The sequence below is a fragment of the Streptomyces sp. NPDC058373 genome (genome assembly GCF_042723275.1).
In the GTDB taxonomy this organism is placed as follows: domain Bacteria; phylum Actinomycetota; class Actinomycetes; order Streptomycetales; family Streptomycetaceae; genus Streptomyces.
This window is the reverse complement of record NZ_JBHXJE010000006.1, coordinates 92,144-115,023: the sequence shown is the minus strand read 5'-3', so window position 1 is coordinate 115,023 and position 22,880 is coordinate 92,144. Positions and strand designations below refer to the sequence as shown.

Below are 22,880 nucleotides of genomic sequence, written 5' to 3'. Positions count from 1 at the left end.
CGTACGCGCGGCCCAGGTCTCCGGCGCGGGGCACGTGACAGGGCTGGAGCGTGCCGGGCGAGGGCCGACACCGCGTCGACGGTGCCGATGTTTCACGTGAAACATCGGCCGGCTCGGCGGCGGGCCGACTGGCGGGTTGCCGGACCGGCAACAAAGGTGGTGGCCAAGCCGGGCGGGCTCGCATGATCGTGGGCGGGGACCGGGGCTGTCCCCCTTCGCGTCCCACCCCGCCGCACCGCGTCCGCGCCGCCCACTCTGGAGGACCCGTGGAAACCACCGACCAGGCCACCGGCACCCGGCCCGCCGCCCCCGTCCACCGCACCGTCGCCACCCCGGCGGGCCGGACCCACCTCGTCGAGCAGGGCAGCGGGCCCCTCGTCCTGCTCCTGCACGGCTTCCCCGAGTCCTGGTACTCCTGGCGCCATCAGCTCCCGGCCCTGGCCGCCGCCGGATACCGCGCCGTCGCCATCGACGTACGCGGCTACGGCCGTTCCTCCAGGCCCGCCGACCCGGCCGCGTACCGCATGACCGAGCTGGTCGCCGACAGCGTCGCCGTCGTCCACGCCCTCGGCGAACGCACCGCCGTCGTCGTCGGCCACGACTGGGGTTCGCGCATCGCCGCCGACGCGGCCCTGACCAGGCCGGACGTCTTCCGCGCCGTCGCCCTCCTGAGCGTCCCGTACGAGCCGCACGGCGGGCCACGCCCCAGCGAGCTGTTCGCGAAGATGGGCCGGGGCGACGAGTTCTACGTCTCCTACTTCCAGGAGCCGGGCCGCGCCGAGGCCGAGATCGAGCCCGACGTACGCGGCTGGATCAGCGGGATCTACGCCGCCCTCTCCGCCGACACCATGCCCGGCCCCGCCGCCCCGGACCCGCACTTCGTCACCCGGGGCGGCGCCCTGCGCGACCGCTTCCCGTCCGGCCCCCTGCCCGCCTGGCTCACCGAGGACGACCTGGACTTCTACGCGGGCGAGTTCGAGCGCACCGGCCTGACCGGCGGCCTCAACCGCTACCGGAACATGGACCGCGACTGGGAGGAGCTCGCCGAGTACGACGGGGCGCCGATCACCCAGCCCTCCCTCTTCCTCGGCGGGGCCCTGGACGCCTCCACCACCTGGCTCTCCGACGCCATCGACGCCTACCCCCGCACCCTGCCGGGGCTGGTCGCCTCCCACCTGCTCGACGGCACCGGCCACTGGCTCCAGCAGGAACGCCCCGCCGAGGTGAACCGCCTGCTGACCACCTGGCTCGACGGGTTGCCCGGCTGAGGGCGCGCCGGCCGGCCCTTGTCCCCGGCACGGCCCGTCCCGAAGAATGCGGGCGACCCGCGTCCAGGGCGGCGCGGGACGCCCGCAACCCTCCCTCGCGCACCGCGCGGGCCTGCCGACAGGAGCCACCGTGTCCGACCCCGCCGCCTCCACCCTCGCCTCCGCCACCGCCGCCCGATTCCGCGCCGCCGTCGAGACCGCGACCACCACCGGCGACCTGACGGGCTTCGCCCCGCTGTTCCGCCCGGACGTCCGCCTGTACAGCCCGGTCTCCTTCAAGCCGTTCGACGGCGAGGAGATGGTGCTCGGGCTCCTCGGCGTCCTCGTCCGCACCTTCGAGGAGTTCCGCTACATCGGCTCCTTCACGGGCGAGGCGGCCACCAGCCGTGACCCCGAAGCGCCGGCCTCCCCGGCGGACGTCCTGCTGTTCCGCGCGACCGTGGACGGCAAGGAGATCCACGGCATGGACCTGCTCCACTTCGACGAGGCGGGCCTGATCAAGGAGATCACCGTCATGGTCCGCCCCCACTCCGCCGTCCAGGCGCTCGGCCAGGCGGTCCTGCGGGGGCTGGTGGAAGCGGGGCTCGTGCCCGAGAAGCCCGAGAAGCCCGAGCCCGAGAAGCCCGAGAAGTAGGGGAGCGGGGCTCAGCGGCGGCGGGCGTCATCCCAACGGCCCCCGCCAGATCGTGCCCGGCCCCGCCACCCCGAAGGCTCACAGGACAGGACCCGCTCAGGACCCGCAGGCCCCGGGCCCCGCCCCTGCCGAGGAGCCACCCCATGCCCGCCCCGCCCGACCCCGGCGCCCACAGCGACCCCGACCAGCCGCGCCCCGTACCGCCCGCCCCGCCCCAGTTCGGCAGCGGCGTGGCCGGTCTGGAGCAGGAGGACGAGCCCTGGCAGCGCCTCGACGGCCCCTCGGCCCCGGCGCCCGCTCCCGGCCCGCGCGGCGCCTGGCGTACCGAGGGCCTGGTCTTCGCGGGCGTCCTGATGCTCTGCCAGGGCGTCCTGGCTGCGCTCCAGGGCATCGCGGGCCTGGTCGGCGACCCCTTCTACGAGGACGTCGCCGACTACACGTACCGGGTCAGCCTCACCGGCTGGGGCGTCATCCACCTCGTCCTGGGCGTGGCCGTCGCCGCCACCGGCGCGGGCATCCTCCGGCGCGCCCGCTGGGCCCGGCTGCCCGGCATCCTCTTCGCCGCGCTGAGCCTCGTCGCCCAGTTCCTCTTCCTCCCCTACCAGCCCGTCTGGTCGGTCATCGTGATCGCCCTGGACGTCTTCATCATCTGGGCCCTCGCCGCGGCCCCCGGCGGCGGTGACCACGGGCGTCGCCGGAAGAGCGTCGCCCCCTCGAACCCCAGTCCGTAGGATGCGGTCCATGACGGCCGACGCCTCGAACACCCCAGTCCCCCGAGACCAGCTCCGCGCCTCCTACGAGGAGCGCGACGCCGTCGTGGAACGGCTCCGCGAAGCCGCGGGCGACGGCCGCCTCGACCTCGACGAACTGGAGGACCGCGTAAGCCGCGCCCTCACCGCCAAGACCTACGGCGACCTCGCCCCCCTCACCGCGGACCTCCCCGTCCCGGCGGCCCTGACCCCCGCCCCGCCCCTGGTCCTCAAGGGCGGCATGCACGGCGCCACCCGCACCGGCGGCTGGAAGGTCCCCGCCCGGATCACCGCCCACGGCGGCATGGGCGGCGTCCGCATCGACTTCACCCGCGTCCAGTGCCGCCTCCCCGAGATCGAGATCGAGGCCTACGGCGAGATGGCCGGCGTGACCGTCGTCGTCCCGGAAGGCTGGACCGTCGACACCGACGCCGTCGACCCCGGCATAGGCGGCCTCCGCGACAAAACCACCCACCCCGCAACCCGCACCCCCGGAACCCCCCTCCTCCGCATCACGGGCACCGGCGGCATGGCGGGCATCACGGTCCGCCACCCGAACTTTCTGGAGCGGCGGAGGCTGGAGAAGGGGCAGTAGGAGGGGCAGCCGGAGAGGGAGGGCGGGGAAAGGGGAGGCTGGAGTGGGGGCGTGCGTCGACGTGCTGACGCCGGTGCACTCCTCGTACGCCCCGTTCCTGGCCGCCGCCTGGCACTCCCTGCTCAGCCAGACGCATCCTGGCTGGAGCTGGCTGGTCCAGATAGACGGCGAACCCGCCTCCGTGACGGCTGCCCTGGAATCGTGCGGCGCCGCGGCCGACCCGCGCGTGAAGATCGCGGCGCACGGAACCAAGGAGGGGCCCGCCGTCACCCGCAACATCGGGCTGGGCCGCGCCACCGCCCCCTTCGTCCAGAACATGGACGCGGACGACGCCCTCGAACCTGGCGCCCTCACCGCCCTCGCGGCGGCCCTCACCCACCACCGGCGGGCCGGCTACGCCGTGGGCCGCGCCCGCGACCTCATGCCCGACGGCCGACTGGTGGACCCTCCCCTGCCCCTGCCGCCCGGCGTCCTCCCTCGAGGCGCCGTCCTGTCGGCCTGGCAGGCGCCCGGGGAAGCCCCCCGCCTGCCCGTTCACCCGGCCGGGATCATGTGGCGCCGCCCGCTGCTGCTCACCCTCGGCGGGTGGTCCGCCCTCCAGGGCATGGAGGACACGGGACTTCTGCTGGCCGCCTCCGCCCTCACCGAGGGCGTTCTCATCGAGCAGCCCACCCTCCGCTACCGCCGCCACTCGGGCCAGCACTCCCGGCATGCCGCTGCCTTCGCGGGCAGAGGCATGCAGATCGCCATGGTCCGGGAGAGAGCCGCACTGCTGGCGGCCGCCCCGGCGTGGAGTGCCGAGAGCTGAGGCCGAGGGCGCCGCCGGCCGCCTGCGCCGTGGACCGCCGCGGCGGTCACCTGTCGGCAGCCGAGGCGATCCGCACTTCCTGGCGCTCCCCCTCCGACAAGAACAACGCCACCCCCCGCCCCTCCTCCACCACCTCGTCCACCTCGCCCCGCGACAACCGCCCCAGCGGACTCACCGTCACCTCGCCCCCGTCCGCCACCTCCCACGTTCCCCGCACCCGCCCGTCCACCAGCACCACCCGCGCCCCCGCCACCGACAGCCCGCGGTGGGCGTCGTCGATGATGCGGGTGCGGTCGTGGTAGCCGAGGACGGCGTTGTCGAAGGCGGGGAGGAAGCGGGCCGGGGCCGGGGTGTCGGGGTCGGGGCGGGGAGCGTCGGGGAGGTCGAGGAGGAGGCGGCCGCGTTCGTCCCGGAAGGCGACCAGTTCGTCGCGGACGGCGGCGACGGCCGACGGCAGCCCGGCCAGGCCGCACCAGGCGCGCAGGTCGGCGGAGGCGGCCGGGCCGTACGCGGCCAGGTAGCGGCGTACCAGGGCCTCCCCGGCCGGATCGGCGCCGCCCGGCTCCGGCGGCGGGGCGAGGTCGCGGCCGAGCCAGGTGGTGAGTGGAACGTTGCGTACGCCCGCTTTCCGGCGCCACAGCCCGCGCGGCGGGAGCTGCACCATCGGGACGAGCGCGGCCACCACCATCTCGCCCAGCGCCCGCTTCCCCGGCTCCGGCCAGCGGTCGGCGAGTTCCCGCGCCACCTCGGCCATGGTGCGCGGGCGGCCGTCGGCCATGACCGCCCGGCCCGCCTCGGCCAGTTCCTCCAGGTCGACGCCGGCGAGTTCGGCGCGGTAGACGCCGAGGACGCGCTTGCGCAGCATCGCCTCGTGCCGGGCGCGCCAGGCCAGCGCGTCGTCGGCGGTGACGAGGTGGACGGTGCGGCGCATGAGGTGGGTGCGGACCACCTGGCGCCCGGTCAGCAGCTCCGAGAGCTCCACCGGATCGAAGGCGCGCAGCCGGGAGAAGAGCCCGACGTACGGTTCCTGCGGCTCCTGGGCCTGAAGCCCGCCCAGGTGGGCGACGGCGTCGAGGGCGGGCATGTCGGCACGGTCGAGCAGCGACTGCCGTGCCAGAGTCGCCCGGTTGAGCGCGCGGGCGGAGAGCACGGTCATCGGCGCACCCCGCCGCCGTGGCCCCTGCCGCCGAGCCGCCCGACGACCTCGTACCTCTTCATGCTCCGGCCCGCCCTTCCCTCGATGATCGCCTCCCGAAGCGGCCCCGCCCCGGGCGGACCGGCCGTCGGACGGCGGCGTCAGCTGCCCGTCCGCCCGTCGAGCGTCTCGCGGAGGATGTCCGCGTGCCCGGCGTGCTGCGCCGTCTCGGCGATGATGTGCGCGATCACCCGGCGCGCGCTGCGCACCTCGCCCGGCTCCTGCCACGGCACGTCCGGCAGCGCATGCGTGGCCGACAGGTCCGGTACGGAGGCGATGGCCTCGTCGGTACGCGCGGCCACCTCCTCGTACCGCTTGACGACCCCCGCCACCGTCTCGCCCGGCAGCATCCGGAACTCGTCCTCCCGCTCGGTCATCCAGCGGGGGAGTTCGCGGGCTGTGCCGGCCGCGATGTCGGCCCAGGTGACGCCGGCCGGCAGGTCGAACGGCATCGCCGACGCCCCCTCGACCATGAAGCGCGACCACATCTCCTCCACGGCGGTGACGTGCTTGATCAGCCCGCCCAGGCAGAGCGCGCTGACCGTCGGCCGCTCCCCGGCCTGCGCGTCGCTCACCCCGGCCACCGTGGCGGTCATCGCCCCGCGTACGGCCGCCAAGGTGTCGATCAGGTCGGCGCGCTCGGCGTCGAGCGGGGTGCGGGCGTGGGTCGTGGTGGTCGCAGCCACAGGGGCCGCCTCCTTCGGGGTGGTGTCCGGGTGTGCCGACGGAGGCCGGCTCCGCCGTGATGCTGTGCTCGCGCCGTTCGCCGGGCGGGCACAGGACCACCGTCCCAGCAGAAAAGGCCAGGGTGTGGCCGCTACTCGCGGCACCATGGGAGCCATGCAGAAAACCTCGGCGCGGCTGCTGGCCCTGCTCTCCCTGCTCCAGGCCCGCCGCGACTGGCCGGGCGCGCTCCTGGCCGAACGCCTGGAGGTCAGCCCGCGCACCGTACGCCGCGACGTCGACCGCCTGCGCGACCTCGGCTACCCCATCGCCGCCGCCAAGGGCCCCGACGGCGGGTACCGCCTCGGTGCCGGTACGGAACTGCCGCCGCTCCTCTTCGACGACGACCAGGCCGTCGCCCTCGCCGTCGCCCTCCAGACCGCCGCCGCCACCGGCGCGGGCATCGAGGAGGCCGCGACCCGCGCCCTGACCACCGTCCGCCAGGTCATGCCCGCCCGGCTGCGCCACCGGATCGACGCCCTCCAGATCACCGCGGTCGACCGTCCGAGCACCCCCCTCACCCCGCAGGTCGACAGCGCGGTCCTCATGACCCTCAGCACCACCATTCGCGCCCACGACACCCTCCGCTTCGACTACCGTGCCCCCGAACCCGCCCCGGGGCCCGCGTCGCCCCCGCCCCGCCGGGTCGAGCCCCACCACCTCGTCACCTGGGGCGGCCGCTGGTACCTCGTCGCCTGGGACCTCGACCGCGACGACTGGCGCACCTTCCGCGCCGACCGCCTCACCCCGCGCACCCCGACCGGCCCGCGCTTCACCCCGCGCCAACTCCCCGGCGGCGACGTGGCCGCCTACGTCGCCACGCGCTTCCGCGGCGCCCTCCACCCCGACGGCACCCCCGCCTGGCCCTGCCAGGGCGAGGTAGTCCTCCACCTGCCCGCCACCGAGGTCTCCGGCCACGTCCACGACGGCATCGTCCGGGAACTCGGCCCCGACCGCTGCCACCTCACCCTGGGCTCCTGGTCCTGGCCCAGCCTCGCCGCCCTCATCGGCCGCTTCGACGCGGAGTTCGAACTCGTGGGGCCGGCGGAGCTGGGGGAGGCGTTCGCGCGGCTGGGGAGGCGGTACGGGGAGGCGGCGGCCCGGAGCACCCTCGGCGACACCTCCTAGTCCCGCCGCAGCAACTCGGGGTCGAGATGCCGCCGCGCCATCGGCAGGGAGGCCAGCCCGGCGACGGCCAGCACCCCGAGCCCGCTGAGCAGCGACAGCGGCAACCCCTCGCCGTCCCAGAACACGGCCCCGCCCCCCGTGACCAGGTAACTGGACTCGGCCAGCCGTCCGGCGACGAGCGCCCCACCGATCCCGACGGCGAGCGGCAGCAGCACCTGGGCGCAGTGCGCGGCCCGGAGGGTACGGGGCCGCATGCCTAGCAAGGTGAGGGTCGCCGTCCTGCGCCGCCGGTCCATGGCCCGGTCGGCCGCCGAGACCAGGAAGGCGGCCACACCGATGACCAGGCCGAGCACCATCCCGGTCCCCAGCAGCCCCTTGATCACGCCGAGTTGGCTGAGCGACTCGATGACGATGCCGACCGGGTCGATCTGCGCCGCGGGCGCGATCCCGGCGAGCCGGTCCAGCACGGCGCGGACCGCTTCGGGGTCGGGGGCGCCGCTGAGGAGGAGGTGGGCGCCGGTGGGGTGGAGGCCCGGGGGCAGGGCCTTCGGCGGCACGAGCAGCACGGCAGAGGTCAGAGCGGACGGCTGCGCGACGCTGAAGGTGACGGTCTCCTCCGGGGCGGTGAACCGTGCGGTCGCCACCGCCCGCCCGGTCTCATCCCGCAACACGATCGGATGCTTCGATCCAGGCGTCCTCAGCTCATCCGCCGGGACATCTGGGTCGCGCAGGGCGAGCGGCCGACCGCCCACGCATCCCCGCATGCTTCCGGGCCGGACGAACTTCTCCAACTGCGCGCACGTGGCCACCAGAAGCGCCCCCTGGCTCGACGCCAGGTCAGCCGAGATCGCCTGCCCCGACACCCCTTCCACCTTCGCCATCGCCGCCCGCTGCTCGGCCGTCACCCCCTCGTACGGCCCCTCGTACTCCTGGCTCGGCGCTGTCCGGCGGCTCACCTGGTCGAGCTCGACCAGCACGCCCTGGGTGAGGGAGGCCGCGTAGACCAGGAGGACGAGTCCGCTGACGACGCGGAGGGCGGCGCCCGGTGTCGTCTCGTGGTGCCGCATCGCCAAGGTGAGCGGCAGCCGCTGGGTGCTGGCGGCGACCCGCGCGGCCAGCCAGGCAGTGACCGGCGGCAGCGCGAGCACGAGCCCCGCCCCGGTCAGCAGGGCACCGGCAGGCACCAGGAAAGAGGTGAGCGCGCTCGGCTCGACGTGGACCCCGAGAGCCCCGAGCACGCAGTACGCGGTGACGATTCCCAGCCCCGGCAGGACCAGCAGCGCCGCAAGCCAGCGTCGAGGTTTGGCGGGCCGGGCCTGACGGCGTACGGCGAGCGGACGCAGGGCGGCCTCCCTGGCGTGCCGCCGCCCGGCGGCGTACGCAGCCAAGGGATTCAAGAGGCGCTCCGGGGAGCGGGCTCGGGCTCACCCACGGCGGGCGCGGGAACACCCCGGCCGAGGCTGATGCGGCCGTCGCACATGACGTAACGCCGGTCCGCGTGGGAGGCGACCCCTTCGTCGTGCGTGACGAGCAGCACGGCGGTACCGCGGTCCCTGGCGAGCGTGAGGAACTCGTCGAGCACGGTCGCGGCGTTGACGGAGTCGAGGGCGCCGGTGGGTTCGTCGGCGAAGACGACGGTCGGCTGGTGAACCAAGGCACGTGCGACGAAGCGCTCGCGTCGCAGCGCGGACAACTCCTCGTCCCCGAGCGAGCCGTACCGCCGCCCTTCGAAACTCACCGAGCCGGCCGATGGCGCCAGAACCCCGGCCAAACAGTGCAGCAGGGAGCTCTTCCCGGACCCGCTGCTACCGGTGATTGCCACGACTTCACCCGGCATGAGCGTGAGATCGACACAACCGCTTCGGCGCGGAGCACAGGGACAGGATGCGGGGACAGAGGACAGCTCTTTCTCGGCTGGTGAGCGAGCGACGCCCACCAGCCGTCCACCTGGTGGCGGAAGGACTTATCGGGTGTAGTGCAGAGTCCGCGTGCAGTTGTCGGGCCGCAGCGATCCCCGATCCCGGCAAGCCCGGATCCAGGCGTTGCTCACGTACAGGGCAGCGCCGTCGTACACCTCCTTCTGGAGCGTGACGGTCTTCCTCTGCTGCCCGTTGAAGCGTCTCCAGCTGTAACCCTCGACCCTCGCCTGCACGTGGACGTTGTGGCCGCCGGAGGCGCTGGCGTCCACCAGCTTCCCTTGAACCCGAAGCCGCCATGCTTGGTGAACTTGGGGTACATCGTGTATTTGCCGTCCTTGAAGATGACTCCCTTGCTCCTCAGCTCAGGCATTGCTGCGCCACGCGTCCGCCACAGCACTCCCCGCCCCCGTGAAGGAGTCCAGCGGCCAGCACGGCCACTGTTGTCCTACGCATCGTTGCCTCCGCAATGAAGAGTGGAAATGATCAATCATGGAGAGTACGCACGCGGCTCCGAAAAGTGATCGAACACTCGAACCCTTCACCCGAAGGTGGTGAGGCGGAACATTCCCGCAGGGCGCCGGGTTGCCGAGACGGCGTCCGGGCACGGCGGGAGGGCCGATGGCAAGGCCGGCGCCCGACTCCAGGGCCGCAGCGGTGTGCCGTCTTTGAGAACTGGCCCAAGACGGCCATTCAGGTCGCGCTGGGGCCAGAGCGGTATCCCGAAGCTGGGAGCGATAGCCACGCACACAGGTGCGCGTTCCCCAAGGGGTGGTCTCCGCCTGAGCCCTCTGCAGCCTGGTGGCTGTTCACGCCGGCGGTGCCCGGCTGGTGCCCAAAGAGGGGTCGCCGGAGCCACAGCCCGTACTGTCGCCGGGCGATGCGGTCAGGACGCTCAACGTGAGGGTCTGAACAGGCACACGAGCAGGCTGGCATCGGCACTGACACTTCTCAGCGGGCGAGGCAGCCGTGAGTCCTCGGGGGCTGGCTTCCGGAGGTGGCCCGCTAAACGGCTCCCAGAGGCAAGGGAAACGAGTCAGGGGCCCGACCCGCACTGCGGATCAGGCCCCTGACCTGGTACTTCTGGCTGTCGGGGTGGCGGGATTTGAACCCACGACCTCTTCGTCCCGAACGAAGCGCGCTGCCAAGCTGCGCTACACCCCGATGTCGTCCGCGTCGCGGCGACACCGTTACTTTAGCGGACTGCGGTCCAGAGGCGAAATCCGGTTCTCAGGGGTGGCCGGGTGGTGGCCCACGGTCAGCGTCAGTCGGTCAGCCGCCCCAGCCGCGACATCGCCGGGGCCCCTGCCCGGCTCCCGGCGCGCCCGCGGGCACGCCTCCGCGGCTCGGCCCTCCTGCCACAGAACCAGGGCGGGCACGCAGCCGACCCCACCCCCTCAGCCTCACCCCTCCCGCTCCGTCAACGTCAGCAAGTTCGCCTCAGGCGGGCACGCGAACCTGACCGGCGTATACCGGTTGGTGCCGCAGCCCGCGGAGACGTGGAGGTAGGAGGTGCGGCCGTCCTCGGTGTGGGTGGAGAGGCCCTTGACGCGGTCGGTGTCCAGGTCGCAGTTGGTGACGAGGGCGCCGTAGAAGGGGATGCAGAGCTGGCCGCCGTGGGTGTGGCCCGCCAGGATCAGGGGGTAGCCGTCGGAGGTGAAGGCGTCCAGGGTGCGCAGGTAGGGGGCGTGGACGACGGCGAGGGAGAAGTCGTCGGACGGGGCCGGGCCGCCTGCGACGCGTGCGTAGCGGTCGCGCTTGATGTGCGGGTCGTCGAGGCCGGTGAGGCCGATGGTGTGGCCGTCGATCTTGAGGGCGCCGCGGGTGTTGGTGAGGTTGAGCCAGCCGGCCTCGTCGAAGGCGTCGCGCATGCCCTCCCACGGGTTGTGGACGGCGCCGGAGACGGGCTCGTTGCCGTTGAGGCCGTGGCGGCCCTGGAGCTTCTCGACCAGGTAGCGGCCGGGGTTGCGCAGGCGGGGGCCGTAGTAGTCGTTGGAGCCGAAGACGTAGGCGCCGGGGAACTCCATCAGCGGGCCGAGCGCGTCGAGGACCTCGGGGACACCCTCGGGGTCGGAGAGGTTGTCGCCGGTGTTGATCACGAAGTCGGGGCGCAGGCCCGCCAGGGACTGGAGCCAGGCGCGCTTCTTGCGCTGGCCGGAGACCATGTGGATGTCGGAGACCTGGAGGACGCGCAGGGGGCGCATGCCTCGGGGGAGGACGGGGATCGTGACCCGGCGGAGCCGGAAGGAGCGGGCCTCGAACCCGGCCGAGTAGGCGAGTCCGGCAGCCGCGGCCGCCGTGATTCCCAGGGGTACTCCGTATCGCGCGCGCATGGGCTCATCGTCGCAGACGGCGGGGGCCGGGGAAATCCGCGGGCGGCCCTGGTGGCGCACCTGAGACACTGACGTCATGACCACGCTCAAGTCCAGGCTCCAGGAAGACCTCACCGCGGCGATTCGCGACCGCGCCGAGCTGCGTTCGGCCACGTTGCGGCTGACGCTGGCCGCGATCACCAAGGAGGAGGTCGCGGGCAAGCAGGCGCGCGAGCTCTCCGACGACGAGGTGCAGAAGGTGATCGCCAAGGAGGCGAAGAAGCGCCGCGAGGCCGCGGACGCCTTCGCCCAGGCCGGCCGCACCGAGCAGGCCGAGCGGGAGCGGGCCGAGGGCGAGCTGCTCGCCGAGTACCTGCCGAAGCAGCTCTCCGACGAGGAGCTGGGCCAGATCGTCGCGCAGGCCGTCGAGGAGGCGCGCGCGGCCGGGGCCGAGGGACCGCGGGCGATGGGCCAGGTCATGAAGATCGTGAACCCGAAGGTGGCCGGCCGAGCCGAGGGCGGCCGGGTCTCGGCGCTGGTGAAGCGGCAGCTCGCGGGCTGAGCGCCGCGGAGCACCTGATACGTGCGGAAGGGCGCCCCCGGTCGGTACCGGGGGCGCCCTTCTCATGCGTCGCGTCTCATGCGTCGCGTCGGCTGCTCGGGGAGCCGTTACCGGCCCTCGCCGCCGCCGAACAGGTCCGGCGGGAGTTCGATGTCCGGGAACGGGTTCTCCCCGCCGCCCCCGGGGCTGTTCCCGCCCGGCTTGTTGTCGCCGCCGCCCCCGCCACCCCCGCCGCCGGGGCGGTTGGGCTTGCCCTTGCCGGGCTTGCTGGGCTCGGGGATGTCGACCAGGCTGAACCCGGGGGCCTCCTTGCCCTCGAGCGCACCGGACATCGCGGTCTTCCAGATCGGGCCGGGGACGTCACCGCCGAAGACCTTGTCGTGGTAGCGGCCGCCGATGCTGATGTCGACCATCTGGCGCTTGTGCTGCGGGTCGCCGACCCAGACCGCGCCGGAGAGGTTCGGCGTGTAGCCGGCGAACCAGGCGGCGTAGCGGAAGTCGGTGGTGCCGGTCTTGCCCGCGCTGGCGCGGCCGTCGAGCCCCGCCTGGCGGCCGGTGCCGTCCTCGACCACGCCGCGCAGCAGGGTGTTGACGGTGTCGGCGGTCTTCTCCGACATCACCTTGGTGCAGGTCGACTTCGGCACCGGCATCGACTTCTTGTCCGGTCCGGTGATGGAGGCGATGGCGATCGGCGTGCAGTACGTGCCGCGCGTGGCGAAGGTGGCGTACGCGGAGGCCATCGTCAGCGGCGACACCTCCTGGGTGCCCAGCGCGATCGACGGGCCCTGCCCGAAGTCGTTGCCGTCGGAGCGTTCGATCCCCATCTTCTTCGACAGCTCGACGACCGGACAGGTGCCGATCTCGCTGATCATCTGCACGAAGTAGGTGTTGACCGAGAGGGCGGTCGCCTCCTTCATGGAGTACGGCCCGACCTCCTTGTCGTTCTCGTTGGCCAGCTCCTCGGACGTCGTGTTGACGTAGTTGCCGGAGCAGGTGGAGACCGGGCTCGGGTACTCCATCTCGTACGGCGACGAGTACGTCTTCGTCACCGGCATGCCGCGCTCCAGGGCGGCCGCGGCCACGATGGGCTTGAAGGTGGAGCCGGGCTGGTAGCCGGCGCCGCCGCCCATGTCGGCGTTGACGGAGAGGTTCATCTCCATCTCGTTCTTGCCGTAGCCGTACGGCCTGGACTGGCCCATTCCGGTGATCTTGCCGGTGCCGGGCTCGACCAGGGCGACCGCGGTGGCGACGTCGTCGTCCTGGTTGACGCCGTTCTCTATGGCGGCCTGCACCGACTCCTGCGCCTGGGGCTCCAGGGTGGTGCGGATCGTCAGGCCGCCCCGGCGCCAGGTCTTCTGGCGGTCCTCGGGGGTCTTGCCGAAGACCGGGTCGGAGAGGAAGGCACGCCGGACGTAGTCGCAGAAGAAGCCCGCGCCCTTGACGGCGGTGATGCAGCCGCTGCTCGGGCGGCTGATCTTGAGCCCGAGCGGCGCCTTCTTCGCCTTCTCGGCCTCCTCCGGGGTGATGTCGCGGACCGCCGCCATCCGCTGGATGACGGTGTTGCGCCGCTTGGTCGCCTCCTGCTCGTCGTTGACCGGGTCGTACCGGCTGGGCGACTGGACGAGGCCCGCGAGGAGCGCCGACTCCTGGATGTTCAGGTCCTTGGCGGGCTTGGAGAAGTAGCGCTGGGCGGCGGCCTCGATGCCGTACGCCTGCTGGCCGAAGAAGGTGATGTTCAGGTAGTTCTCCAGGATGCCCTTCTTGCCGAGCTCCTCCTCGATCTGGATGGCGAACTTCAGCTCGCGGACCTTGCGGCCGATCGTCTGCTGGGTGGCCTCGGCGACCTTGTCGGCGTCGTCACCGGCCTCCTCGACGAAGACGTTCTTCACGTACTGCTGGGTCAGCGTCGAGGCGCCCTGGGAGACGCCGCCGCTCTGCGCGTTCTCGTTGACCGCGCGGAGGATGCCCTTGAGGTCGATCGCGCCGTGTTCGTAGAAGCGCGAGTCCTCGATGGCGACGATCGCCTTCTGCATGTACGGGGAGATGTCCTTGAGGGGGACGACCGTGCGGTCCCGGTCGTAGACGGTGGCGATCTTGCCGCCCTCCGCGTCCAGGATGGTGCTGCGCTGACTCAGCGGTGGCGTCTTGAGGTTGGCCGGCAGCTCGTCGAATCCCTCGACCGAGCCCTTCGCGGCCAGGCCCAGGGCCCCGGCGGCGGGCAGGGCGATGCCGGCGAGCACCGCTCCGGCCACCACGCTGACTCCGAGGAACTTGGCGGCCTGCTGGGCCGGAGACAGGCCGCCGCCCGAGCGCTTGTTTCCCATGAGGGGCAGCCTAATCCGTCATCAGTGCTGTTCCGAGGGAGCGGGGCCCTGGGGGGCGGGCGGTACCGGACTGTGACATCCGGTTGGCGGAGGCGGGCGGAATGAGGGAGTCCGGGCGACGGTGCGTGACCGGCGCGGGACGCCGTGCGCGCGGCCGCAACTCCCGGCGCGGAGGTGGGGATTCGCCGGACAGGGGCGCAAACCTTGGCCTAAGGTATCCACAACTGTCACAGCACAGCACTGCCGTAGCAAGCCCCCGTGCACGATGCGAGCGTGGAACGCGCATGACCAGAGCCTGAGACCGAGCCGCACCTGGCCCCCGACGGCGTACCCCTCCCTCCCGGACTCCCGAATCTTGGTGGGTGGCGGCGCGCCCGGCGGACGGCCCGCCCGACCGCCCCGGCCGCCCGGCGCCCGGAGCCCCGAACTCCGGCGCCACCACGTCGGCCCGGCCACCGGACTTCTCGAACACCTGGCACATCCGGACCAGTGGACCCCTGGGCCTCACCCTCGCCTTCCGGCGTCGTTATGCGGGCATCCCTCCGTCGATGCCCTCCATGTCCCGGTGCACTCGTCCTCATGCGCCGGGAAGGTCGCGCATGTCCTCAGGTCACTCCGTTGGGTGATCTGCCGCGTACGCATAGTCCGTTCGGGCCATTCAAGATTGGGCCCGCTGGGGGTGTTGTGCTGTGCCCGGCTTCCGTAACGTCCTCAACTGGCTGCGGTGAATATGCCGCTGCCGCCGTGGGGGAGCCTCGATTCGGGAGAGGACGGCGCCGGTATGGGCTGGGTTACCGACTGGAGTGCGCAGGCCGCCTGCCGCACTACGGATCCGGACGAACTGTTCGTACAAGGAGCAGCGCAGAACAGGGCCAAGGCGGTGTGCACCGGATGCCCGGTGCGAACGGAGTGCCTGGCCGACGCGCTGGACAACCGCGTCGAGTTCGGCGTGTGGGGTGGCATGACCGAGCGGGAGCGCCGAGCGCTGCTGCGCCGGCGGCCCACCGTCACGTCGTGGCGACGCCTGCTGGAGACCGCGCGCGTGGAGTACGAGCGTGGGGTGGGCCTGCTGCCCGCCGACGCGGAGGTGAACGACGGCTCCGCACTGACCGCCGACGACCGCGAGGTCTACGCGCGGCTGCTCGCCGTCGGCTAGACCGGCCGGCCGCAAGCGAGCGGGGAGTACGGGAGCAGGGCGCGGGCCTTTCGCGGGCCGGGCGGGACCAGCGTGTGCCCTTGAGCGCCGGGTCGCCGGCGGCTGGGCCGGAGGTCGATGCGGGATGCCCGCGTCCCACCGCCTCGCCACACGGGTAGGGCGTACGGGCAGACCGTACGCGCTCAGGCGGCCCCGTCGTCCGCCGGGTCGGCGGTGGCGAGCCCGGTGCCGATGGCGCGCAGTCCCGCCAAGTCGTGGACGTCGCCCGGCAGGGCGGCCACCTCGGCGACGGGAACCTCGGGGTGCCGGGCCGTGAAGCGGTCCCGGGTGCGCTGTTCGCGGGCGAGCAGGCGCATGCGCTCGGCGTGCAGGCGCAGCAGCCCCGCCGTCAACTCCTCGACCGGAACCGGTCCTTCCTCGACTGTGCCCTTCTCGCCTCCTCGTGCCTCCGGTGTGTCACCCATCCGCTCGTCGGCCGCTCCGGCCGCCGCTTCCGCGCGCGCGTCGTCCTGGTCGGCGGGGGAGCCGGGGCCGGGGGAGGCGGCGCGGTCGGTGGCGGCCTCGGCCGCGGTGGGCCGCGCGGCGGAGTTACCGACGAGTCCAGCTTTCCCGGGCGGCTGATCCACAATGCCGGCGCCGTCAAGATTTTCCGCGGCCGCCAGCGCCTGCTCGGCGGAGAGCTGGACGGCGCCGCTGGAGTGCACGCGGTTGAGGACCAGCCCGGCCAGCGGCATCCTCTCGGCGCCGAGGCGCTCCACGAAGTACGCGGCCTCGCGCAGGGCGTCCCGTTCCGGCGCGGCGACCACCAGGAAGGCCGTACCCGGCGCCTGGAGGAGCTGGAAGGTGGCGTCGGCACGGGTGCGGAAGCCGCCGAACAGGGAGTCCATGGCGGCGACGAAGGTCTGCACGTCCCGCAGGAACTGGCCGCCGAGAACCTTGCCGAGGACGCCGGTCATCATCGACATGCCGACGTTGAGGAACTTCATCCCGGCCCGGCCACCGACCTTGGCGGGCGCCATCAGCAGCCGGATGAGCTTGCCGTCGAGGAACGAGCCGAGCCGCTTCGGAGCGTCCAGGAAGTCCAGCGCGGAGCGCGAGGGCGGGGTGTCGACGACGATCAGGTCCCACGCGTCGGTAGCGCTGAGCTGGCCGAGCTTCTCCATCGCCATGTACTCCTGCGTCCCGGCGAACCCGGCCGACAGCGACTGGTAGAAGGGGTTCTCCAGGATCGCCCGGGCCCGCTCCGGGTCGGCGTGCGCCTCGACGATCTCGTCGAAGGTCCGCTTCATGTCCAGCATCATCGCGTGCAGCTCGCCCTTGCCCTCGATGCCGGGGACCTGGCGCGGGACGTTGTCCAGGGAGTCGATGCCCATGGACTGGGCGAGGCGGCGGGCCGGGTCGATGGTGAGCACCACGACCCGCCGTCCGCGCTCGGCGGCGCGCAGGCCGAGGGCGGCGGCGGTCGTCGTCTTGCCGACACCGCCCGACCCGCAGCAGACCACGATCCGCGTCTCCGGGTCGTCCAGCAGTGGATCGACGGCGAGCGGATTCGCCGGTTCCAGACTCACCTGGGGTCCTCCTCGCTCAAGGTTCGCGGGCAGCTCACCGGGTCACGCCTTGGCCCCGACGCCCTGCGCGCGCAGGAGCGCCGAGAGTTCGTAGACGCCGGCCAGGTCCATGCCCTCGGTGAGCAGCGGGAGTTCGTGCAGGGGGAGGCCGAGGCCGGCCAGGACGGAGCGCTGGGTGCGCTCCAGGGTGTGCCGTTCGGCGTACTCGCCGGCCTGCTCCAGCAGCGGGGCGACCAGGCGTTCGGCCTTGCCGCCGCGGCGGGCGCCGCCGAGGCCCGCGGCGGAGAGGGCCTTGGCGACGGCGGTGTGCGGCGGATCGTCCAGGGCGGTGCGCAGGGCGGCGTCGCCGAGGGGGGCGGGACGGACCATGTTGACCGCGACGCGGCCGACGGGCAGTCCGGCCCCGCGCAGCTCGGCGATGCCGTCGACGGTCTCCTGGACCGGCATCTCCTCCAGCAGCGTGACCAGGTGGACCTCGGTCTGCTCCGACTTCAGGACGCCCATGACCGCCTGCGCCTGATGGTGTATCGGGCCGACCTTGGCGAGCCCGGCGACCTCGTCGTTGACGTTGAGGAAGCGGGTGATGCGGCCGGTGGGCGGGGCGTCCATGACCACGTGGTCGTAGGCGTACCGGCCGGTCTTGTCCTTGCGGCGGACGGCCTCGCACGCCTTGCCGGTGAGCAGGACGTCGCGCACGCCGGGGGCGATGGTGGTGGCGAAGTCGATGGCGCCGAGCTTCTTCAGGGCCCGGCCCGCGCCGCCCAGCTTGTAGAACATCTGGAGGTAGTCGAGGAGGGCCAGCTCCGGGTCGATCGCCAGCGCGTACACCTCGCCGCCGCCGGGCGCGGCCGCGATCTTCCGCTCCTCGTAGGGCAGCGGCTCGGTCTCGAAGACCTGGGCGATGCCCTGCCGACCCTCGACCTCCACCAGCAGGGTGCGCCGGCCCTGCGAGGCGAGGGCGAGCGCGAGTGCGGCGGCGACCGTCGTCTTACCGGTCCCGCCCTTGCCGCTGACGACCTGGAGCCTGCTCACGCCTTCGAGCCTAACCACTGGGCCGCCGCGGTACGCATGAGACCGCCGCGCGGGGTGGGTCCCGTGAGCCGTTACAGTCGCCGTATGACGAAATTCGAGTACGCGACGGTGCCGCTCCTCGTGCACGCGACCAAGCAGATCCTCGACACCTGGGGCGAGGACGGCTGGGAGCTGGTGCAGGTCGTGCCCGGTCCCAACCCCGAACAGCTCGTCGCCTACCTCAAGCGCGAGAAGCAGGCGTGAGCGCGGTCGAGACGCGCCTCGCGGAGCTGGGGCTGACCCTGCCCGACGTGGTGCCGCCGCTCGCCTCGTACCAGCCCGCGGTGACCTCCGGGGTGTACGTGTACACCTCCGGCCAGCTGCCGATGGTGGACGGCGCCCTGCCGCTGACCGGCAAGGTCGGTGGCGAGGTCACCCCCGAGGACGCCAAGGGCCTGGCCCGCGTCTGCGCGCTGAACGCCCTGGCCGCCGTGAAGTCGGTCGCCGGTGACCTCGACCGGATCGCCCGGGTCGTCAAGGTCACCGGGTTCGTCGCCTCGGCCCAGGACTTCACCGGCCAGCCCGCCGTGGTCAACGGCGCCAGCGAGCTCCTCGGCGAGGTCCTCGGCGACAAGGGCGTCCACGCCCGCAGCGCCGTCGGCGTGGCCGTCCTGCCGCTGGACGCCCCGGTCGAGGTGGAGATCCAGGTGGAGCTGACGGCGGCCTGACCCTCCCGCCCCCTTTCTTACGCGTACGGGCCCAGAGCCTCGCGTACGCGGTGAACGCGCCGTTCCCTCCAGGGGAGCGGTGCGTTCCGCATGTCGGGGCGGGCCGCGGGAGCCGCGCGCCGGGCGGGCGCGGACGCGTGCGCGCCGGGCGGTGGGCTCTCGAAGATTCCGGCCGCACCGGATAGCCTCCGGCCATGGCGAACGGTCAGTGGTACCCGCCCGAGTGGCCCGCCCGCATCAGGGCCCTCACCAGCGGCGAACTCACCCCGGCGACCCCGCGGCGGGCCGCCACGGTCATGCTGCTGCGCGACGAGCCCGACGGCTGCGGAGTGCGCGTGCACATGCTGCGGCGCCGCGCCTCGATGGCCTTCGCCGGGGGCGCGTACGCCTACCCGGGGGGCGGGGTCGACCCGCGCGACGACCGGCCCGTCCGGTGGGCCGGGCCCTCGCTGGAGAGCTGGGGCCAACGGCTCGGGGTGAGCGCGGCCGAGGCGCAGGCGATCGTCTGCGCGGCCGTGCGGGAGACCTTCGAGGAGGCCGGGGTGCTGCTGGCCGGGGACGGGCCCGACCGCGTCGTCGCCGACACCACGGGCGAGGAGTGGGAGGCCGACCGGGCCGCGCTCGTCGCCCACGAGCTCTCCTTCGCCGACTTCCTCGACCGGCGCGGCCTGGTCCTCCGCTCCGACCTGCTCGCCGCCTGGGCGCGCTGGATCACCCCGGAGTTCGAGCCCCGCCGCTACGACACCTGGTTCTTCGCCGCCGCCCTGCCCGCGGGCCAGGTCACCGTCGAGACCTCCGGCGAGGCCGACCGCACCGAATGGGCCCGGCCCGCCGACGCCGCCGCCCGCTACGACCGGGGCGAGCTGCTGATGATGCCGCCCACCATCGCGACCCTGCGCGCGCTCCTGCCGTACACGAGCGCCGCCGAGGCGCTCGCGGGCGCCGCCGGCCAGGACCTCACCCCGGTGGTGGCCGAGGCGGAGCTGCGCGGCGAGGAGGTCGTGCTGACCTGGCCGGGGCACGAGGAGTTCACCAAGCACGTGCCGGCGGGGCCGCGCATACCGCTTGAGGGGCAGCAGTCATGACCGACGCGGCCGCACTGCCCGGGCAGCCCAGGGGCGCCGTCGCGGGACCGGCGACGGCCCGCGCCGTCAACGTCCTCGCGCCCAACCCGTCCGCGATGACGCTGGACGGCACCAACACCTGGCTCGTCGCGGAGCCCGACTCCGACCTCGCCGTCGTCATCGATCCGGGCCCGCTCGACGAGGGCCACCTGAAGGCGGTCGTCGCCACCGCCGAGGCGGCCGGGCGGCGGATCGCCCTGACCCTGCTCACCCACGGCCACGCCGACCACGCGGAGGGCGCGGCCCGCTTCGCCGAGCTGACGGGGAGCGAGGTCCGCGCGCTCGACCCGGCGCTGCGGCTGGGCGACGAGGGGCTCGGCGCGGGGGACGTCGTCACCACCGGCGGACTGGAGCTGCGCGTCGTCCCGACGCCCGGGCACACCGCCGACTCGCTCAGCTTCCACCTGCCCGCCGACCGGGCGGTGCTGACCGGGGACACCGTCCTCGGGCGGGGGACCACGATGGTCTCCCACCCCGACGGGCGGCTCGGCGAGTACCTCGACTCGCTGAGGCGGCTGCACTCCCTGACCACCGACGACGGCGTCAGCACCGTCCTGCCCGGTCACGGCCCGGTCCTCGACGACGCCCAGGGCGCCCTGGAGTTCTACCTCAGCCACCGCGCGGCCCGCCTCGACCAGGTCAGGGCGGCCGTCGAGGCCGGCGTCACGGAGCCGGGCGAGGTGGTCGCGCTGGTCTACGCGGGCGTGGACCGCACCCTCTGGCCGGCGGCGGAGCTGTCGGTACGGGCGCAGCTGGAGTATCTGCTGGGGGGATGAGGGGCCGCCCGCGCGAAGCCGGGCGGGGGCATGCCGAAGGGCCGGGCGGGCCGTGCGCCGGGTGTGCCGGTACGGCCCGCCCGGCCCTCGGGTGGGTCAGCGCGAGCGCTTCGCCAGGCGCTCGACGTCGAGCAGGATGACCGCGCGGGCCTCCAGCCGAAGCCAGCCGCGGCCGGCGAAGTCCGCCAGGGCCTTGTTGACCGTCTCGCGGGAGGCGCCGACGAGCTGGGCCAGCTCCTCCTGGGTCAGGTCGTGCACGACGTGGATGCCTTCCTCGGACTGCACCCCGAAGCGCCGGGAGAGGTCCAGGAGGGCCCGGGCCACGCGGCCGGGCACGTCGGAGAAGACCAGGTCGGACATCTGGTCGTTGGTCCTGCGCAGGCGCCGGGCGACGGCGCGCAGCAGGGCGGAGGCCACCTCGGGCCGGGCGTTGAGCCACGGCTGGAGGTCGCCGTGGCCGAGGCCGAGGAGCTTGACCTCGGTCAGGGCGCTGGCGGTGGCCGTGCGGGGGCCGGGGTCGAAGAGCGACAGCTCACCGATCAGCTCGCCGGGGCCGAGCACGGCCAGCATGTTCTCCCGGCCGTCGGGGGATGTGCGGTGGAGCTTCACCTTGCCCTCGGTGACCACGTACAGGCGGTCGCCGGGGTCGCCTTCGTGGAACAGCGCGTCGCCACGGGCGAGGGTCGCCTCGCTCATGGAGGCGCGGAGCTCCGCGGCCTGCTCGTCGTCGAGCGCCGCGAAGAGCGGCGCGCGCCGCAGAACATCGTCCACGAGTTCTCTCCTATGTCGACCTGCTCAGGGAACCGTGGTCCCCATTTTGCCGGACGGGTCAAACAGTGCGATCAATCACAAGGATGCCGGACGGGTGTGCCGTTCCGTACGGCAGGGGCCCGATCGGGGGGTCTCAGGGCCCAGGATCGGCTGTCCGGGTGACGGACGGACAGGGCCCGCAGCCCTTGCGGGAAGCGGCGAGAGCGCAGGCCACGGCGGTTCGGCGGGTGGGTCACGGCCGGGCGTTGCGCTGTGGGCGAACGCGTCTCGGCGGGGGTGGCCGAAGGAAAAGGAACGGCAAAATGGCCACCTCCCGCCGGTGCGTCCGATAGGCGGACGCGCGTCACCGAACAGCGCAACGCGTACGCCGCACCGGCGGCGTCCCGACCGCCGCCCGGACGGCCTACCCGCGCTCCGGCCGCGTACACGCACCGTCATCTCGTACGCACGTACGGGTGTAAAGGGGGGCGGGCGGCGCGGCGTGACGGCGCAGGTGGCGGTGGGCGGCCGGGTGAGGGGCTCTTGTGGGGTTCCCGCCGGGCGTCGGCGGTCCGGCGTAGCCTTCGGTCCATGGCCAAGAGCACGGGGCGTGAGCCCGCCGCGAAGAAGCCGGACGACGCCGGGAAGCCGCCCGTCGTGCGGGAGCCCGCCGCGTCCCCCGCCGCGGCGAAGAGGGGCGGGGCGTCGGGTTCCGTCCAGGGAGCCGCCCTCGGCAAGCCCTGGCACGAGTCGCGCCTCGCTATGGTCCGCAGAGCCCGCCGGATCAACCGCGAGCTGGCCGAGGTCTATCCGTACGCCCACCCGGAGCTCGACTTCGAGAATCCCTTCCAGCTCCTGGTGGCGACGGTGCTCTCCGCGCAGACCACCGACCTGAGGGTCAATCAGACGACGCCCGCGCTCTTCGCCAAGTACCCGACGCCCGAGGACCTGGCCGCCGCGGTGCCCGAGGAGCTGGAGGAGACCATCCGGCCCACCGGCTTCTTCCGCGCCAAGGCCCGCTCGCTGCTGGGCCTCTCGGCCGCCCTGCGGGACCGCTTCGACGGCGAGGTGCCGGGGAAGCTGGACGACCTGGTCTCGCTGCCCGGCGTCGGCCGCAAGACCGCCTTCGTCGTGCTGGGCAACGCCTTCGGCGTGCCGGGCCTGACCGTCGACACCCACTTCGGGCGGCTGGTGCGCCGCTGGAAGTGGACCGAGCAGACCGATCCCGAGAAGGTCGAGGCGGAGGTGGCGGCGATCTTCCCGAAGAAGGACTGGACGATGCTCTCGCACCGCGTCATCTTCCACGGCCGCCGCATCTGCCACTCCCGCAAACCCGCCTGCGGCGCCTGCCCGATCGCCCCGCTCTGCCCGTCGTACGGCGAGGGCGAGACCGACCCCGAGAAGGCCAGGAAGCTGCTGAAGTACGAGAAGGGCGGCTTCCCCGGCCAGCGCCTGAGGCCCCCGCCGGACTATCCGGGCCTGCCCGCGCCCGAGCTGGGGGCGCGATGAGGGGGTTACGCCCGCGGTGGAGGGCGGGGCGGGCCGCGCCAGGC

22 protein-coding genes and 1 tRNA gene are annotated in these 22,880 nt (G+C 73.3%); 13 read left to right on the top strand and 10 right to left on the bottom strand.

The window, feature by feature from the left end:
* Nucleotides 1–266 precede the first annotated feature (266 nt).
* The 5 genes from ACFWMZ_RS06365 (at nt 267) to ACFWMZ_RS06345 (ending at nt 4,054) form a co-directional block, all read left to right on the top strand.
* Nucleotides 267–1,268 (top strand): alpha/beta fold hydrolase, encoded by a 1,002-nt coding sequence (locus ACFWMZ_RS06365; protein ID WP_383181407.1) that lies wholly within the window; start codon nt 267–269, stop codon nt 1,266–1,268.
* Nucleotides 1,269–1,398: 130 nt separating this feature from the next.
* Nucleotides 1,399–1,902 carry a nuclear transport factor 2 family protein gene (locus ACFWMZ_RS06360; protein ID WP_383181409.1) on the top strand — a complete coding sequence of 168 codons (504 nt, stop codon included), beginning with the start codon at nt 1,399–1,401 and terminating at the stop codon, nt 1,900–1,902.
* A gap of 143 nt (nt 1,903–2,045) precedes the next feature.
* Nucleotides 2,046–2,633 carry a hypothetical protein gene (locus tag ACFWMZ_RS06355; protein WP_383181412.1) on the top strand — a complete coding sequence of 196 codons (588 nt, stop codon included), beginning with the start codon at nt 2,046–2,048 and terminating at the stop codon, nt 2,631–2,633.
* Nucleotides 2,634–2,643: 10 nt separating this feature from the next.
* Entirely contained in the window at nt 2,644–3,246 is a 603-nt protein-coding gene (locus tag ACFWMZ_RS06350; protein ID WP_383199769.1) for a DUF1707 domain-containing protein, read from the top strand.
* Nucleotides 3,247–3,289: 43 nt separating this feature from the next.
* The gene (locus ACFWMZ_RS06345) at nt 3,290–4,054 is read left to right on the top strand and encodes a glycosyltransferase (protein ID WP_383199767.1); all 765 of its coding nucleotides are present in this window, start codon (nt 3,290–3,292) and stop codon (nt 4,052–4,054) included.
* Nucleotides 4,055–4,100: 46 nt separating this feature from the next.
* On the opposite strand, the gene ACFWMZ_RS06340 is transcribed toward ACFWMZ_RS06345, so the two are convergent.
* Together ACFWMZ_RS06340 and ACFWMZ_RS06335 are read right to left on the bottom strand one after the other, a co-directional pair.
* Nucleotides 4,101–5,210, bottom strand: coding sequence for a winged helix DNA-binding domain-containing protein (locus ACFWMZ_RS06340; RefSeq protein ID WP_383199765.1), 1,110 nt, complete (start codon nt 5,208–5,210; stop codon nt 4,101–4,103).
* Between the two features lie 140 nt (nt 5,211–5,350).
* A complete protein-coding gene (locus tag ACFWMZ_RS06335; protein ID WP_383199764.1) occupies nt 5,351–5,935 on the bottom strand; it encodes a DinB family protein in 585 nt (194 codons plus the stop codon).
* A 154-nt stretch (nt 5,936–6,089) separates the two neighbouring features.
* On the opposite strand from ACFWMZ_RS06335, the gene ACFWMZ_RS06330 reads away from it, so the two are divergent.
* On the top strand, nt 6,090–7,100 hold the full coding sequence (locus ACFWMZ_RS06330) for a helix-turn-helix transcriptional regulator (RefSeq protein WP_383181427.1): 1,011 nt from the start codon (nt 6,090–6,092) through the stop codon (nt 7,098–7,100).
* Here the strand turns inward: ACFWMZ_RS06330 and ACFWMZ_RS06325 are convergent.
* The 4 genes from ACFWMZ_RS06325 to ACFWMZ_RS06310 form a co-directional block, all read right to left on the bottom strand.
* Nucleotides 7,097–8,488: an ABC transporter permease gene (locus ACFWMZ_RS06325; protein ID WP_383199762.1), complete on the bottom strand. Its 1,392-nt coding sequence runs from the start codon at nt 8,486–8,488 to the stop codon at nt 7,097–7,099. The two genes, ACFWMZ_RS06330 and ACFWMZ_RS06325, sit on opposite strands and share 4 nt — an antisense overlap.
* Nucleotides 8,489–8,493: 5 nt before the next feature.
* The gene (locus ACFWMZ_RS06320) at nt 8,494–9,003 is read right to left on the bottom strand and encodes an ATP-binding cassette domain-containing protein (protein ID WP_383199811.1); all 510 of its coding nucleotides are present in this window, start codon (nt 9,001–9,003) and stop codon (nt 8,494–8,496) included.
* Nucleotides 9,004–10,106: 1,103 nt separating this feature from the next.
* Nucleotides 10,107–10,180: transfer RNA gene (locus ACFWMZ_RS06315), tRNA-Pro, on the bottom strand.
* Nucleotides 10,181–10,419: 239 nt separating this feature from the next.
* Nucleotides 10,420–11,349: a metallophosphoesterase gene (locus ACFWMZ_RS06310; protein WP_383181430.1), complete on the bottom strand. Its 930-nt coding sequence runs from the start codon at nt 11,347–11,349 to the stop codon at nt 10,420–10,422.
* 76 nt (nt 11,350–11,425) lie between these two features.
* On the opposite strand from ACFWMZ_RS06310, the gene ACFWMZ_RS06305 reads away from it, so the two are divergent.
* Nucleotides 11,426–11,890: a GatB/YqeY domain-containing protein gene (locus ACFWMZ_RS06305; protein ID WP_383181433.1), complete on the top strand. Its 465-nt coding sequence runs from the start codon at nt 11,426–11,428 to the stop codon at nt 11,888–11,890.
* A gap of 107 nt (nt 11,891–11,997) precedes the next feature.
* Here the strand turns inward: ACFWMZ_RS06305 and ACFWMZ_RS06300 are convergent, their stop codons facing one another.
* Nucleotides 11,998–14,214: a transglycosylase domain-containing protein gene (locus ACFWMZ_RS06300; protein ID WP_383181436.1), complete on the bottom strand. Its 2,217-nt coding sequence runs from the start codon at nt 14,212–14,214 to the stop codon at nt 11,998–12,000.
* A 781-nt stretch (nt 14,215–14,995) separates the two neighbouring features.
* On the opposite strand from ACFWMZ_RS06300, the gene ACFWMZ_RS06295 reads away from it, so the two are divergent.
* A complete protein-coding gene (locus ACFWMZ_RS06295; protein ID WP_003949630.1) occupies nt 14,996–15,370 on the top strand; it encodes a WhiB family transcriptional regulator in 375 nt (124 codons plus the stop codon).
* A gap of 182 nt (nt 15,371–15,552) precedes the next feature.
* Here the strand turns inward: ACFWMZ_RS06295 and ACFWMZ_RS06290 are convergent, their stop codons facing one another.
* On the bottom strand, nt 15,553–16,938 hold the full coding sequence (locus ACFWMZ_RS06290; RefSeq protein ID WP_383199760.1) for an ArsA family ATPase: 1,386 nt from the start codon (nt 16,936–16,938) through the stop codon (nt 15,553–15,555).
* Nucleotides 16,939–16,980: 42 nt separating this feature from the next.
* Entirely contained in the window at nt 16,981–17,970 is a 990-nt protein-coding gene (locus ACFWMZ_RS06285; RefSeq protein ID WP_383199758.1) for an ArsA family ATPase, read from the bottom strand.
* Nucleotides 17,971–18,054: 84 nt separating this feature from the next.
* On the opposite strand from ACFWMZ_RS06285, the gene ACFWMZ_RS06280 reads away from it, so the two are divergent.
* The 4 genes from ACFWMZ_RS06280 to ACFWMZ_RS06265 all read left to right on the top strand — a co-directional run bounded on the left by ACFWMZ_RS06280 (nt 18,055) and on the right by ACFWMZ_RS06265 (nt 20,577).
* The gene (locus ACFWMZ_RS06280; RefSeq protein WP_383181446.1) at nt 18,055–18,213 is read left to right on the top strand and encodes a hypothetical protein; all 159 of its coding nucleotides are present in this window, start codon (nt 18,055–18,057) and stop codon (nt 18,211–18,213) included.
* Nucleotides 18,210–18,677 (top strand): RidA family protein, encoded by a 468-nt coding sequence (locus ACFWMZ_RS06275; protein ID WP_383181449.1) that lies wholly within the window; start codon nt 18,210–18,212, stop codon nt 18,675–18,677. Before ACFWMZ_RS06280 ends, ACFWMZ_RS06275 begins: the two co-directional genes overlap by 4 nt.
* 194 nt (nt 18,678–18,871) lie before the next feature.
* Nucleotides 18,872–19,762: an NUDIX hydrolase gene (locus ACFWMZ_RS06270; protein WP_383181452.1), complete on the top strand. Its 891-nt coding sequence runs from the start codon at nt 18,872–18,874 to the stop codon at nt 19,760–19,762.
* Nucleotides 19,759–20,577 carry an MBL fold metallo-hydrolase gene (locus ACFWMZ_RS06265; RefSeq protein ID WP_383181455.1) on the top strand — a complete coding sequence of 273 codons (819 nt, stop codon included), beginning with the start codon at nt 19,759–19,761 and terminating at the stop codon, nt 20,575–20,577. The genes ACFWMZ_RS06270 and ACFWMZ_RS06265 overlap by 4 nt, the downstream gene beginning before the upstream one ends.
* 96 nt (nt 20,578–20,673) lie before the next feature.
* Here the strand turns inward: ACFWMZ_RS06265 and ACFWMZ_RS06260 are convergent, their stop codons facing one another.
* Nucleotides 20,674–21,348: a Crp/Fnr family transcriptional regulator gene (locus tag ACFWMZ_RS06260; protein WP_010643916.1), complete on the bottom strand. Its 675-nt coding sequence runs from the start codon at nt 21,346–21,348 to the stop codon at nt 20,674–20,676.
* 570 nt (nt 21,349–21,918) lie between these two features.
* On the opposite strand from ACFWMZ_RS06260, the gene nth reads away from it, so the two are divergent.
* Nucleotides 21,919–22,836, top strand: coding sequence for an endonuclease III (gene nth / locus ACFWMZ_RS06255; RefSeq protein WP_383199756.1), 918 nt, complete (start codon nt 21,919–21,921; stop codon nt 22,834–22,836).
* Nucleotides 22,837–22,880 lie beyond the last annotated feature (44 nt).

Bases quoted from the DNA above. Each gene is read 5' to 3' on its own strand.
- nth (WP_383199756.1), top strand. From the start codon at position 21,919: ATGGCCAAGAGCACGGGGCGTGAGCCCGCCGCGAAGAAGCCGGACGAC.
- ACFWMZ_RS06265 (WP_383181455.1), top strand. From the start codon at position 19,759: ATGACCGACGCGGCCGCACTGCCCGGGCAGCCCAGGGGCGCCGTCGCG.
- ACFWMZ_RS06350 (WP_383199769.1), top strand. From the start codon at position 2,644: ATGACGGCCGACGCCTCGAACACCCCAGTCCCCCGAGACCAGCTCCGC.
- ACFWMZ_RS06330 (WP_383181427.1), top strand. From the start codon at position 6,090: ATGCAGAAAACCTCGGCGCGGCTGCTGGCCCTGCTCTCCCTGCTCCAG.
- ACFWMZ_RS06280 (WP_383181446.1), top strand. From the start codon at position 18,055: ATGACGAAATTCGAGTACGCGACGGTGCCGCTCCTCGTGCACGCGACC.
- ACFWMZ_RS06305 (WP_383181433.1), top strand. From the start codon at position 11,426: ATGACCACGCTCAAGTCCAGGCTCCAGGAAGACCTCACCGCGGCGATT.
- ACFWMZ_RS06310 (WP_383181430.1), bottom strand. From the start codon at position 11,349: ATGCGCGCGCGATACGGAGTACCCCTGGGAATCACGGCGGCCGCGGCT.
- ACFWMZ_RS06340 (WP_383199765.1), bottom strand. From the start codon at position 5,210: ATGACCGTGCTCTCCGCCCGCGCGCTCAACCGGGCGACTCTGGCACGG.
- ACFWMZ_RS06270 (WP_383181452.1), top strand. From the start codon at position 18,872: ATGGCGAACGGTCAGTGGTACCCGCCCGAGTGGCCCGCCCGCATCAGG.
- ACFWMZ_RS06300 (WP_383181436.1), bottom strand. From the start codon at position 14,214: ATGGGAAACAAGCGCTCGGGCGGCGGCCTGTCTCCGGCCCAGCAGGCC.
- ACFWMZ_RS06355 (WP_383181412.1), top strand. From the start codon at position 2,046: ATGCCCGCCCCGCCCGACCCCGGCGCCCACAGCGACCCCGACCAGCCG.
- ACFWMZ_RS06295 (WP_003949630.1), top strand. From the start codon at position 14,996: ATGGGCTGGGTTACCGACTGGAGTGCGCAGGCCGCCTGCCGCACTACG.